At 75.7% G+C, this 13,110-nt stretch carries 12 protein-coding genes; 3 read left to right on the forward strand and 9 right to left on the reverse strand.

Annotated features, from left to right (window positions below):
- Positions 1–236: 236 nt before the first annotated feature.
- The 8 genes from HOY81_RS21125 to HOY81_RS21160 form a co-directional block, all read right to left on the reverse strand.
- Entirely contained in the window at positions 237–1,202 is a 966-nt protein-coding gene (locus HOY81_RS21125) for a DUF5914 domain-containing protein (protein WP_237322091.1), read from the reverse strand.
- 38 nt (positions 1,203–1,240) lie between these two features.
- Positions 1,241–2,317, reverse strand: coding sequence for a phytoene/squalene synthase family protein (locus tag HOY81_RS21130; RefSeq protein WP_237322061.1), 1,077 nt, complete (start codon positions 2,315–2,317; stop codon positions 1,241–1,243).
- Complete coding sequence (gene crtI, locus HOY81_RS21135; RefSeq protein WP_237322062.1) at positions 2,314–4,071, reverse strand: phytoene desaturase family protein; 1,758 nt, start codon at positions 4,069–4,071, stop codon at positions 2,314–2,316. The genes HOY81_RS21130 and crtI overlap by 4 nt, the downstream gene beginning before the upstream one ends.
- Positions 4,072–4,094: 23 nt before the next feature.
- On the reverse strand, positions 4,095–4,331 hold the full coding sequence (locus HOY81_RS21140; RefSeq protein ID WP_237322063.1) for a hypothetical protein: 237 nt from the start codon (positions 4,329–4,331) through the stop codon (positions 4,095–4,097).
- A gap of 175 nt (positions 4,332–4,506) precedes the next feature.
- Complete coding sequence (locus HOY81_RS21145; RefSeq protein ID WP_237322064.1) at positions 4,507–5,109, reverse strand: MarC family protein; 603 nt, start codon at positions 5,107–5,109, stop codon at positions 4,507–4,509.
- A gap of 802 nt (positions 5,110–5,911) precedes the next feature.
- A complete protein-coding gene (locus HOY81_RS21150; protein WP_237322065.1) occupies positions 5,912–6,757 on the reverse strand; it encodes a PHP domain-containing protein in 846 nt (281 codons plus the stop codon).
- A gap of 150 nt (positions 6,758–6,907) precedes the next feature.
- Positions 6,908–7,546: a DUF6758 family protein gene (locus HOY81_RS21155; protein WP_237322066.1), complete on the reverse strand. Its 639-nt coding sequence runs from the start codon at positions 7,544–7,546 to the stop codon at positions 6,908–6,910.
- A 200-nt stretch (positions 7,547–7,746) separates the two neighbouring features.
- Positions 7,747–8,334, reverse strand: coding sequence for a suppressor of fused domain protein (locus tag HOY81_RS21160; protein ID WP_237322067.1), 588 nt, complete (start codon positions 8,332–8,334; stop codon positions 7,747–7,749).
- 525 nt (positions 8,335–8,859) lie between these two features.
- Here HOY81_RS21160 and HOY81_RS21165 point away from each other — a divergent pair.
- On the forward strand, positions 8,860–9,963 hold the full coding sequence (locus HOY81_RS21165; RefSeq protein ID WP_237322068.1) for a magnesium and cobalt transport protein CorA: 1,104 nt from the start codon (positions 8,860–8,862) through the stop codon (positions 9,961–9,963).
- A 119-nt stretch (positions 9,964–10,082) separates the two neighbouring features.
- On the forward strand, positions 10,083–10,643 hold the full coding sequence (locus HOY81_RS21170) for a hypothetical protein (protein WP_237322069.1): 561 nt from the start codon (positions 10,083–10,085) through the stop codon (positions 10,641–10,643).
- A gap of 157 nt (positions 10,644–10,800) precedes the next feature.
- Here HOY81_RS21170 and HOY81_RS21175 read toward each other — a convergent pair whose 3' ends face one another.
- Complete coding sequence (locus HOY81_RS21175) at positions 10,801–11,559, reverse strand: hypothetical protein (protein WP_237322070.1); 759 nt, start codon at positions 11,557–11,559, stop codon at positions 10,801–10,803.
- 175 nt (positions 11,560–11,734) lie between these two features.
- On the opposite strand from HOY81_RS21175, the gene HOY81_RS21180 reads away from it, so the two are divergent.
- A complete protein-coding gene (locus HOY81_RS21180) occupies positions 11,735–13,084 on the forward strand; it encodes a CBS domain-containing protein (RefSeq protein ID WP_237322071.1) in 1,350 nt (449 codons plus the stop codon).
- The last annotated feature ends 26 nt before the right edge of the window (positions 13,085–13,110 follow it).

The following is a 13,110-nucleotide window of genomic DNA, read 5'->3' on the forward strand; positions in this document are numbered from 1 at the left end:
CGCCGCGGAGCGGCTGGCCGCGGCCCGGCCCACCGCGGTCCCGGCGCGGGGCACGCCCGCACGACCCGGGCCCAGCACGGCGGGGAGGCCGGGCACGGTGGACCCGGCCCGGTGCGCGGCGGGCCGGAACCGCGGAACCACCGGCTTGCCCGGGCGCCGGACCGACGCCACCCACCGCGCGCCGGCCGCACGGGGCCGTGGTGCCGCGGGCGCGGCGGTGCGCCGGGGCCCGGCGGTCACGGCGCGCCCGGGAAGCGGCCGCGGCTGCGCAGCTCCCAGCGGCGCTCGGCATAGGCCAGGTCGTCACGCCACAGCCGGGCGGCGGCACGGCGCACCAGCGGGCGGAGCAGCGGCGCCGCGGCCCGGGCGGCGGTGAAGCCGGGCCGAGGCGAGGTCGCCAGCACGGCCTCCACCACAGCGGTACGCGGACGTGCCGCGCCCGGCGCGGTCAGCGGCGTGGCGTGGGTCTCGACCACCGAGCCGGCACCCTCACCGTCCAGGATCTCCATCACCACGGTGCGCGGCTCCGGGGCGGTGAACGCGGCCCGCACGGGCACGGCGGCGCGGGAGCCGACGCGGTAGGCCACGTCCACCACGAAGCGGTCCCCGTTCCCGGGACCGGGCTCCTCCCGGACCCGCAACCGGGTGAAGGCGTAAGGGTGGAACCAGGCGCCGTGCCACGGGTCCAGCCGGTTGGCCACCACGTCCTCCGGCTCGCAGCCGCCGGCCACGGTGGTCACCGCGTCCAGCGTCCGGGCCGCGTCCGGGCGGCGGGGCAGCCGCGGGCGGGGCAGCGGCTCCTCGCCGCCGGCCTCGTCGAGGCGTACCCAGAGCAGCACTCCGTCGTCGTACACGGGCCACGGCTCCCAGCCGGCCGTACCCTCCTCGGTCAGCAGCAGGCCGTGCCAGTGGCAGCGCAGCCCGCCCCGCTCCACGACGCCGTGGCACAGGGGGGCGCCGAGGTGGGGGCAGGCGCCGGGCCCGGCCACCGGGCGCCCGTCCGGGCGCCGCCACACCACCAGCTCGGCCCCGGCGACCGTCCGCCCGTACGGACGCCCGGGCCGGATCTCGCGGGCAGCGCCGCACACGTACCAGTTGCCGGAGGGACGGGCGACGGCCCGGGCCAGCGCCTCCTGGATCAGCCGGGGCCGGGCGGCACGCCAGGTGGGCTCCTGGCTGCTCCAGGCGGGCGCGGGGAGCATCCGCAGCGGGCCGCGGCGGGCGGCCTCCGCCCCGCGCCTCACGGCGCCGACTCCGGCGCTGTGCCGTGGGCGGCGGACTGCGCGTCCCGCGCGCCGGGCCCCGCGCCGGGCGGGCCGTCCGCGCCGGGCCGGGTGTCCGCCGGGGCGTCCGGTGCCCGGGTGCGGGGCAGATCGCCGGTCAGTGCGCCGCGCAGCCGGGCACGGGCGAGGCCGCCCAGGCCGCGCAGCACGACCGCGGCCTTCTGCCGGCCGGGCACGACCGCGCGGCGGTGCAGCACGGCGCAGTCGGCGGCCTCGATACGGTCGAGGATGGCCTGGTAGCAGTGGTAGGCGGTGCGTACGCACGGCCGGGAGACGGGGTGCAGCATGGGGATGCCGAGGGCGGCGTGCCGGTAGATGCCGCGGGTGAAGGCGTTCATGTCCCGGACTGCGGCACGCACCCGCCGGTCCGTACGGCCGGTGCGCCGGCACCACCGCAGCAGCTCCCGGTCCACACCGTGGGCGGCGAGCCGGTCCTCGGGGAGGTACACGCGGTCGCGGTCCAGGTCCTCCCCGACGTCCCGGAGGAAGTTGGTGAGCTGGAAGGCGATTCCGAGGGAGGCGGCGTGCGGGGCGGCCTCCTCCCGGGGCACCACGGTGTCCAGCACGGGCAGCACCTGGAGCCCGATCACGGCGGCCGACCCGTGCATGTAGGCGCGCAGGTCCTCGAAGGTGGGGTAGCGCGTCACCCGCAGGTCCATCCGCATCGACCGCATGAAGTGCGCGAAGTGCTCCGGGTCGATCCGGTAGCGGGCGACGGTGTCGGCCAGGGCGGCCAGCACCGGGTGGTCGCTGCGGCCGGAGGCCAGCGCCCGGCGGAGCGTCGCCTCCAGGTCGTCGAGGGCGGCGGCACGGCCACGCGGGTCCTGCGGGCCGTCCAGGTCGTCGACGATGTCGTCCGCGTGGCGGGCGAAGCCGTAGAGGGCGTGTACGGCGGGGCGCTGGCGCGGCGTGAGCAGGCGGGTGGCGAGGAAGTACGTCTTGCCGCCCCCGGCGTTGATCCGCCGGCAGCGGGTGTAGGCGGCGCGCAGCGCGGCACCCCGGATGCCGGCGGCATCCAGTTCCCGTGCGGTCATCCGGGCACCTGCCCGCGGTGACCGGCCGGGGGCACGCCGGTGGCCCGCTTCCCCGCGGAGGAGGCCGGGCCGGAAGGGGTCTGCCCGGCCGGGCCGGGAGACGCCTGGCCGGAAGAGGGCGCAACGGAAAGCGCCCGCCCGGAGGCCCCCTGCTCCTCGGAGGGGAAAGGCGTGGACGGCACCGGGCCGGCGGGGGTTGCAGGCCGGGTCCGCGTGCCGGGTGCGGCGGCCCGTCGGCGGCCCGTGCCGCGGGCAGGGTGGCGGCCCGGGACTGCGCCGAGCAGCCGGGCGGCGGCGAGCTTTCCCGAGATCAGCACCGTGGGCACCCCGACGCCGGGGGTGGTGCCGCACCCGGCCAGCACCACGTTGGCCCAGCCGGAGGGCACGCTGCGGGGCCGGAACGGACCGGTCTGCGCGAGGCTGTGCGCGGCCGAGAAGGGGGTACCGGCGGCCAGCCCCTGCCGGGCCCAGTCGGCGGGCGTGACCAGCCGCTCCAGCTCGGTCTCCGCCGGGTCGCCGAGCCCGGTCAGACCGCGCCGCCGCAACTCCGTCACCAGCGCGTCCCGGTACCGGGGGCCGGTGTGCGTCCAGTCCCGCGGCCCCACGGCAAGATTGGGGCAGGGCGCCAGCACGTAGTGCAGGTGCCGGCCGGGCGGCGCCAGCGACGGATCGGTGGCGGTGGGGCGGGTGACCAGCAGCGAGGGGTCGCTCATCACCTCTCCGGTGGTCGTGAGCTCCCGGAACGTGCGCCGCCAGGCCGCACCGAAGAAGAGGGTGTGATGGGCGAGTTCCGGCCAGGTCCGGGACCCGCCCAGGTGCAGGACAACCGCCGAGGGCGCGTAGCGCAGCGGCAGCGGGCGGCGGGGGGCGCCACCCAGCAGCCGGTGGGCGACCGGCAGGTCGCAGGTGAGCACGACGGCGTCGCAGGGGATGCGGGCGCCCTGCGCCGTACGGACCGCGACCGCGCGCTCCCCGCGCCGCTCCAGCTCGGTGACCGCCTCGCCGTAGACGAAGCGGGCCCCGGCGCCCGCTGCGGCCCGGGCCATGGCGCGGGGTACGGCGTGCAGGCCGCCGCGCGGGAAGTGGACGCCGGCGACCGTGTCCATGTAGGCGATCACGGCGTAGGCGGCGGCCGCCCGGTGCGGCGGCACCCCGGCGTACAGCGACTGGAAGGTGAAGACCCGGCGCAGCCGCTCGTCCCGGAGGAAACGGGCGACGCGCCCGTGCCAGCTCCGGAACCCGCCGAGCGCGGCGAGCCGGGCCAGGTCGGGAACGAGCAGGCCGAGCGGCGAGTCGAGGTGCGCATCGATGAAACTGCGCATCTGCACCCGGTGGAGTTCCCGGAGCCAGCGTCGCAGCCGGCGGTAGCCCGCGGCGTCGGCCGGGCCGGCGAAGCGGCGGATCTCCTCCTCCATGGCCTCGGCGCCGGTGTGCACGTCGAGGCGGGAGCCGTCGGCGAAACGAGCCCGGTACGCCGGCTCCAGCCGGGTCAGCTCCACCCGGTCGGCGAGGCGCTCGCCGACGGCGGCCAGCGCCTCGTCGACCAGGTGCGGCAAAGTGAGCACGGTGGGGCCGGTGTCCAGGCGGTACCCGGCCGCCTCCGTACGGCCTGCCCGGCCGCCCGGCCCGTCCTCGCGTTCCACGAGCGTCACCGAGCGGCCCGCCCCCAGCAGGTGCAGGGCGGCGGAGAGGCCGGAGAGCCCCGCGCCGACGACCACGATGTGGTCCCCCCGCCCCGCGTCCGCACCGCTCACGCCCGCTCCCGTCGCTGCGTTGCTCAGAACGGCTCGGAGTCGGCGGCTCGCTCGTACTGGCTCAGCGCGAGCCCGAGGCCGAAGAAGGTGGGCGCCCACTCCCCCACGAAGATGCCCCAGCGGTCGGCGCGGGCGATATCCGCGTGCTCGACCTTGTTCGACGCCGCCCAGGCCCAGACGGCGCCCGCGATGGAGACGAACGCGGCGGCGTAGGCGTGCTCGCTCCGCACCCCCACTTCGTGCAGCTTCTTGACGATCATGGCACAAGGCTCCTTCACACCCGGGGACAGCGTGGGTCATCGTGGAGCGAAATAGCACATATCGGGCACGTCTAAACGTGAAGTCCGCGAGTGTCACCGCGTTGCGAGACACGGCACCCGTGCGCACGGCCGGGCCGGGGCGGCGGGGTGAGGCCGAGCGAGGCCCCCGCTTTCCTCAGCCCTGGATGAAGCGGGTGACGCCGTTCGCGATCTGCTGGACCGCGATCGCGGAGAGCAGCATCCCCGACAGCCTCGTCACCAGCACCACGCCGCCGTCCTTGATCACCCGAATGACGAACAGCGAGTAGCGCATCACCAGCCACAGCACCACATGGATGGCCACGATCGCCGTCCACACCGCGACCTGGCCGCCCCAGCCGTCCGCCCGCTGCACGGCCAGGATGACCGACACGATCGCGCCCGGACCCGCCAGCAGCGGCATGCCGAGCGGCACCAGCGCGGCGTTGACGTCCTTGCTCTGGGACGGCTCCTCGGTCTTGCCGGTGAGCAGGTCCAGGGCCACCAGAAGCAGAAGCAGGCCGCCGGCCACCATCAGCGCCGGCACGGAGACGTGCAGGTAGTCGAGGATCTGCCGGCCGCAGAGCCCGAACACGGTGATCACGCCGAAGGCGACCGCCGTGGCCTGGAACGCCATCCTGCGCTGCACCTTGACCGGGCGGCCGGAGGTGAGCGCGAGGAAGACCGGTGTGATGCCCGGTGGGTCCATGATCACGAACAGGGTGACGAAGACGGAGCCGAAGAGGGCGATGTCGAACACAGGGGTACCTCGCAGGGGCGGTGAACGATGGGTTCTCGGGTGCTGACGGGTGTGCGGCCGAAGGCCCCGCCGGGGGCCCGGGCGCTGGAAGCGCCGGGCCCGGTCATCCGGCCGGCCCGGCGGGGCTGCCGGACCAGCCCGCCGCGGCCCCGGCCCCGGAAGGCGGGGTCGCCGGCCTGAGCCGGAGCCCGCGCTCCGACCCGGACGCCGGCGGTGGCCGGGGCCCGGAGCCGCGCAGGACCGCACCGAGCCGGTTCCGGCCTCGCCCAGCGCGCGGGCCCGGCACGGCAGGTCGAAGACCCGGGACCGCGCGGCGGGACCCCGGGGTCGGTGCCCGGCCGGGCCGACCGGTCCGGGGCCGCCGCCGCGCCGCGGAGCGCCACCCGGACCGGAGCCCGGCCGACCGAGGGCAGCACGGGCCGCGCGCAGCGACGCGGAGCACAGCCCGGCCGGTCCGGGAAGGCGGGGGGCGCGCCCCCCGCGTCATGGCCGCGGGCCGAAGCCCGGGCTCACTCCGGCCGGCGCCGGGCGGCCCCCGCCCTCACCGGGCAGCCGGGCCGCGGCGCCGCAACCGCGCCGCCGGGCGCCGCCGCACGGCCGGGCCGTACGGCCGCGCACCAAGTGTGTGGCGCCCGCAGGCGCACGGCGGAACCGCCGTCATGCGAGGGGGCCGCGCGGGGCCGCACACAGGTGCGGGAGACCCTCGGAGCCGCAGCCAGGGGGCGGAACGCGGTCCGGCGCCCGTCGGCTCGCTGCCCGTGGCGGCCCCGGCACCGGAGCGCAGGGGCGCGGCCGGGGACGGTCAGCCGGTGAGCGGGCCGGCGCCTGACGCGCGGGCGGCGATCTCGGCGTAGACGTCCGGGTGGGTGGTGTGCTCGCCGAGCACGCAGGTCTTGCGGCTGCCGTGGTAGTCGCTGGACCCGGTGGCCAGCAGCCCCAGCTCGGCGGCGACGCCGTGCAGCTTCTTCCGGGTGTCCGGGTCGTGGTCCATGTGGTCGGCCTCGAGGCCGTCGAGCCCGGCGGCGGCCAGTTCGGCGATGGCGGACTCCGGCAGGCACGCGCCGCGCTTGACGGCCAGCGGGTGCGCGAAGACCGCGACGCCCCCGGCGCCCTTGATCAGCCGGACCGCCTCGAACGGGTCCAGCTCGTGCTTGTCGACGTACGCCCGGCCGTCGTTGGCGATCCACTCGGAGGTGAAGGCGTCGGAGACGCTCTCGACGACACCCAGCTCCACCATCGCGCTGGCGATGTGCGGCCGTCCGACCGCGCCGTCCCCGGCGATCCCGGCGACCTGCTCCCAGGTGACCGGGACGCCCAGCTCGTTGAGCTTCCGGATCATCCCGCGGGCCCGCGGCTCCCGGTCGTCGCGCACCAGTTCGCGCTCGCGGGCGAGCTCGGGCTCCTCCGGGTCGAACAGGTACGCCAGCATGTGCAGCGGGATGCCGTTCAGGCGGCAGGACAGCTCGGCGCCGGTCACCAGGGTCAGCCCGGACGGCAGCGCCCGGACGGCCTCCTCGTGTCCCGCCACGGTGTCGTGGTCGGTGAGGGCGACGACGTCCAGCCCCGCGGCCGCGGCGTTGCGCACCAGCTCGGCGGGGGTGTCGGTGCCGTCCGAAGCGGTGGAGTGGGTGTGCAGGTCGATGCGCACGGGGCGGGGCTCCCACGTCGGACGGAGGAAACGGGCGTGCCCCACTCTACCCGGGACCCGGCACCGCTCCGGCCCGGGGCCGCGAGGCCCGGGAAGCCCCCGGGGCTCCCCGGAGCGCGGGTCGCGCACGCCTCGGCACGCGTCGGCGCCTCAGTCCAGGATGCGCGGCGACAACGCCCCTATGGGCACCAGGTCCACCTCCGCGCCGGCGTCCCGCAGATCGGTGAGGACCAGTTCGTCGTACATCAGCAGGGCGGACTCCTCGGGCCACACGACGGCCCACAGCCACAGCCCGCGCGCCTCACCCGCGAAGACGGCGCGGTCGGGAGGGGTGTTCTCGACCAGCCAGAGAGGGGTGGGACGCCCGGCGGCCAGCACCTTCCCGTCGGCGGGCTTGTCGACCCGCAGGTACTCCCCCGGATCCGGCCCCTCGATGCCGGCGTAGCGGGCGCCGAGCCCGACGCCCAGCTCCTCGGCGACCAGGATCAGCTCGCCGGGGCCGCCGAGCGGGGCGGGCCCGGAGCAGGCGACGGCGGTGGCGCGGCCGCCGCTGCGGTCGTCGCCGGCGCAGGCGACACCGGTGAACAGCCAGCCGACGGGCAGGGGCCAGGGCATCCAGACGGGCACCCGGGTGCGGCCGACCACGACCGCCAGCGCCTCCACACTCGGTGGCACGACGGGCTGCAGCGGATGCACCGTGCCGTGCAGGTCGCACTGCCAGGTGTCGGCGAAGAGCCCGGGCGCGCGGACCCGGCCACCGCACTTCGGGCAACTGGGTTCGCCCCTCATGCTGACCCACGGTCCTACCACGCCGCCGCCGCGTCAAGGACGATCACCCGCCCGGAGACCGCTGTGTCGTACACGGTCGCCGAGCGGCCGCACACCGCCTGGACGCCCGCCGTACGCCGTGCGTAACCCCGGGGCCCCCGGGTGCCCCACGGTCCGCACCGGCTGGCACAGCGACGGCGGCCCGGCCCCGGGCCGGGCGCTCAGTCGCCCAGCGGCACCGAGGACCGGCGCGGGTCGCGCAGGTCGGTGCCGTGCCGGAGCCACCGCTCCTCCAGCGCGGCCGCTCCGTGCACCCGCTTCCAGGCGGCCTCGTTCGGCGTCATCGGCAGCACCGGCAGGAAGCGCACCGGTTCGCGCGGCGCTTCCAGCGCCAAGTCCTCCACGAGACCGCCGGGTTCGGCGACCAGCACGGAGGTGAAGGGGGCGGTCGGCCACAGCGGGTCGCCGACGTCCAGCGAGGCGCCGGGCGCCACCACCACCCCCTCCACCTGCGGCGAGGCGGCGAGCACGGCCAGCGGGCGCAGCACCTTGTCGGTGTCGGCCACCCCCACCCGCACGGAGAGCAGGAGTTCGGCACGCGGGCCGCGCTCGGGGTCGGCCAGGGCGGCCGCCGGATCGGTCATCGGGGCGGCGGACATCCCCACGGTGGCGTAGCGCGCCACGTCTCCTTCCAGGAAGCGCAGCACCTCGATGCGTTCGGTGCCCAGGAAGGTGACCGAGGCACGGGCGTCGGGCTCTCCCAGCGTGGAACGCAGCCGGGCCTCGACGAGTTGAAGAACATCCGCCATACGCGGGAGCATAGATCGCGCGAGGACCGTGCGGAGAACCGCGCGGTCCCGTGCGCGGCGTGTGCCGGGGGTGGCCGGATCTGCCGCTGGAACGCTTCTGCGGGTGTTACCGTTGACCGCTGGTCAGGACATGTCGATCGTCCCCCACGGGGGACCGGCCGGAGGAGGTGGGGCTGACATGGATCCGAGTCGACCGTGCAGTACCAACCGTTCTTCCGTCCGGCATGCGCGTCCCCACGCCTGAGCCCCTTCATCCCCCGCCGCCGTGGAATGAAACCCGTGAGCTAGGTCACAACCCTGCGCCCGGTGGGCCCGTACGACGGAAGAGCGTTCTCGCAGCTTCCCGCGTTCCGCTGGAGATTTCCCGCGTTCCGCTCGAACCGACCGTCCGCGAACGCCGCCGCAGCGGCTGCGCGCGGTGCCCGCTTTGCAGACCTCCGGCCGGGTCCGCCGGCCCGTAGGCCCCCATTGTGGGCAGCGTTGCGTCCGCCTGCCGGTGGCACGGCACCGCACGAGGAGCCCAGCATGTCCATGATCCGAGACCTGCGCGCCGCCGTACGTCCGCTCCGCCGCGGGGACCGCGACCCGCACCCCTACGACGGCACCCGCGCCGCGGGCGGCAGCGCCGTCGTCGACTGCGCCGTCTACCGGGAGGGGCACCGCGACAGCCACTCCCTCGGCCCCTCCGCGGCACTGCGTACCGTGCGGTCCGAGAACCGCGGCTTCGTGTGGATCGGCCTGCACGAGCCGACGGAGGAGGAGTTCGCGGAGATCGCCCGGGAGTACGGTCTGCACCCGCTGGCGGTGGAGGACGCCGTGCACGCGCACCAGCGGCCCAAGCTGGAGCGCTACGACGACAGCCTCTTCACCGTGCTCAAGACCGTGCACTACGTCGAGCACGCCGAACTGACCTCCACCAGCGAGGTGGTGGAGACCGGCGAGGTGATGTGCTTCACCGGTCGGGACTACATCATCACCGTCCGGCACGGGGGCCAGGGCTCGTTGCGCGCCCTGCGGCACCGGCTGCAGGAGGACCCGGACCTGCTGGCGAAGGGGCCCTCGGCCGTGCTGCACGCCATCGCGGACCAGACCGTGGACGGCTATCTCGCGGTCGCCGACGCGGTCCAGGACGACATCGACGAGGTGGAGATCGACGTCTTCTCGGAGGCGGGCAACCGCCGCCGCGGCGGTGACGCGGGGCGCATCTACCAGCTCAAGCGGGAGGTGCTGGAGTTCAAGCGGGCGGTCTCCCCGCTGCTGCGGCCCATGCAGCAGCTCAGCGAGCGCCCGATGCGGCTGATCGACCCGGAGGTGCAGAAGTACTTCCGGGACGTCGCCGACCACCTGGCCCGGGTGAACGAACAGGTGCTCGGCTTTGACGACCTGCTCAACTCCATCCTCCAGGCGAACCTGGCGCAGGCGACGGTGGCGCAGAACGAGGACATGCGGAAGATCACCTCATGGGCGGCGATCTTCGCGGTGCCGACGATGATCGCCGGCATCTACGGCATGAACTTCACGTACATGCCCGAACTCGAGTGGCGGTACGGCTATCCGACGGTGCTGGCCCTCACGGCCGCGATCTGTGCGGCCATCCACCGCGGCTTCAAGCGCAACGGCTGGTTGTGACGGGCGTCTCCGTGCGGTGGGGCCACGCTCCGGCGCCCGGCCCGGGGCGGCACGCGTCCGGGTCGCTGCCGGCCCCGTTCAGCCGCCCGGCGGATGAGCACACCTAGTAGCCTGCCCGCATGACGCCGCCCGAAGAGGACTGCCCGGACCGCTCCCTCGCCGACGAGGCGCTGATCGAGGAGTCGGCCAGGAAGTCCGCGCTGCTGTGGGTGCGCGGCCCGGAGGGCCCCGCCCGCGCGCTGTGGCACGTGTGGCACGAGGGCGCGGTCTGCGTGGTCGGTGACGGCCCGGGCGAACAGCCGTTCGCCGGGATGGGGCTGACGGACGGCGCCGCGGCCACGGTGACCGCGCGGAGCAAGGACAAGGGCGGCCGGCTGGTCGTCTGGCCGGCACGGGTGGTGGAACTCGCCCCGGGCGGTGCCGACTGGAGCTCCGCGGCCGGGGAGCTGAAGGGCAAGCGGCTGAACGCACCGGACGCGGAGAGCGTCCTGGAACGCTGGGCCCGCGAGTGCCGGGTGCTCCGGCTGGAGATCGCCGGTACGCCGGTGCAGCGGCCGGGCGAGATGCCGGACGAGGCCCACACGGCCCCGCCGCTGCCCACCCCGGCGACGACCCGGCGGCCCGCCCCGGCGGCGCTGCCCAAGCTGCTGCTCCGCCGCGGGCGTCGCAGGCACCGCTGAGGCAGGCCCGGCACCCGGGCCCGGAGTCCGCACGCCCCGGCGGGCCGTGCGGCCCGCGCCGTGCGGGGCGGCGCCCGCACGTCCCGTACCCCGGGCACAGGCCGCGCACCTGCCGCACGCCCGGGCGCACCCCGCAGGCCCGGCGCGTCCCGTAAGGTCAGGCGTCCGCGGAGATCTTCTTGCCGTAGTCGACGATGTGCTCCTTCTTGGGCGCGCGCAGCGAGAAGCCCTCGTCCCAGTCGGCCAGCCGGACCGTGCCGGCCTCGGCGCCGCGGGTGAGCCGCAGCGGGTACGGGGTGCCCTCCAGGGAGACGGCCAGCGTGCCGCCCCGCCCGTCGTTCGCGCGGACCTGGATGGTGCGGGTGCCGCCGACCTCCGTGCGGTCGCCGGTCTCCCGCTCGCCCTTCAGCGCCAGCAGCCCGTCCAGCAGCACCTCCATCTCGGTGAAGCCGCTGAGCTTGCGGTAGGCGGGATCCTCCTCCGGGACCTTGACGTACTTGCCGTCGAGCTTCTTGGCCGCGGCGAGGTCGGCCTCCGTGGGCTCCTCGTCGCCGCCCTTCTCCTGGTGCACCCAGAAGTCCGCGTCCGCCTTGAGGTAGAGGTCCTTCCGCACCCGCAGGAGCTGGAAGGTGTCGCTCTTGGTGGAGACCTCGCCGATGCCGCCGCTCTCCTTGAGCCGCATCTCCAGCCGGTAGGTGCGGCCGTTGCTGACGACGGAGCCGGAGAGGCGGACGGAGCCGGCGTTCCGCGCCGCCTGACGGGCCTTCTTCTCGATCTTCGCGGCGGGGAGCCTGCCCACCCCGTTGGTGCCCTTGTCCGGGTCGTCGCTGCCGCAGGCGGTGACGGACGTGGTCAGACCGGCGCAGAGGAGACTCGCCAGCAGGGCACTCCGCCGGGAGCGGACCCGTCCAGTCACGTCGGCTTCCTCCAGGAGGTCGGCGGCAGAACCGGACCGCACCCTACCGCTGCCGGAGAGCGGGGGCGCAGGGACCGGGTGGGGCAGCCGTCCGGACCACGTCACAAGGCGTGGCCACGCCCGGGCACGCTAGCCTGAAGCCGGACAAAGCGCCCCGCGACGAGGAGGGCACGGCATGATGGCGGGCCCCGCACGCGTCTTCGTCTCCCACCTCTCCGGCATCGCCGTCTTCGACCCGAACGGCGACCGGGTGGGCCGGGTGCGCGACGTGGTGACCGTGCTGCGGCCGGGCGGCCGCCCGCCGCGGGTGCTCGGGCTGGTGGTCGAGGTGGTCAGCCGGCGCCGCGTCTTCCTGCCGATGACCCGGGTGACCGGCATGCAGTCCGGTCAGGTGCTCACCACCGGTGTGCTGAACATCCGCCGCTTCGAGCAGCGCCCTGCGGAGACCCTGGTGCTGGGCGAGCTGCTGGACCGCCGGGTCACCCTGGTGGAGACCGGCGAGGAGGTCACCGTGCTGGACGTCGGCATGGTGCAGCCCCCGGCCCGCCGGGACTGGGAGATCGACAAGGTGTTCGTCCGCCGGGGCGGGGGCGGCGCCCTGCGGCGCCGGATGCGGCGGCGGGAGCCGTCCGGGGGCGGAGGCGACGGCCGCGCGGGCGAGAAGCTGACCGTCGACTGGTCGGCGGTGACCGGCTTCGCCCGGGAGGAGACGGACCAGGGCGCGGCCAATCTGCTCGCCACCTTCGAGCAGCTCCGCCCGGCGGACCTGGCGAACGTGCTGCACCACCTCTCCGCCAAGCGGCGCGCCGAGGTGGCCGCCGCGCTGGACGACGACCGGCTCGCGGACGTGCTGGAGGAGCTCCCCGAGGACGACCAGGTCGAGATCCTGGGCAAGCTGCAGGAGGAGCGCGCCGCCGACGTGCTGGAGGCGATGGACCCGGACGACGCGGCAGACCTGCTCTCCGAGCTGCCGGAGGAGGACAAGGAGCGGCTGCTCCGGCTGATGCAGCCGCAGGACGCGGCCCCGGTGCGGCGCCTGCTGTCGTACGAGGAGGACACCGCGGGCGGCATGATGACCACCGAGCCGATCATCCTGCGCCCGGACGCCACCGTGGCCGACGCCCTGGCCCGGGTGCGCAACGCGGACCTGCCCGCGCCGCTCGCCGCGCAGGTGTACGTCTGCCGGCCGCCGGACGAGACCCCGACCGGCACCTACCTCGGCCTGGTGCATTTCCAGCGGCTGCTGCGCGAGCCGCCGTTCTCCCTGGTCGGCTCGGTCGTGGACGACGATCTGCGGCCGCTGCCCCCGGACACCCGGCTGCGGGCGCTCACCGGCTATCTGGCCACGTACAACATCGTCGCGGCGCCGGTGGTGGACGAGGGCGAGCATCTGCTCGGCGCCGTGACGGTGGACGACGTGCTGGACCACCTGCTGCCGGCCGACTGGCGGGAGTCGGCGGCGGAGGGGCTGCCCGGCCTGCCGGGGGCGGAGCCGTACGCCCGCGGCGGAACGGCGGGGGTCTGAGCCGTGCCGGGTCCGGACCGCGAGGA

It is taken from the genome of Streptomyces sp. JJ36, from assembly GCF_021696945.1.
Taxonomy (GTDB): Bacteria; Actinomycetota; Actinomycetes; order Streptomycetales; family Streptomycetaceae; genus Streptomyces.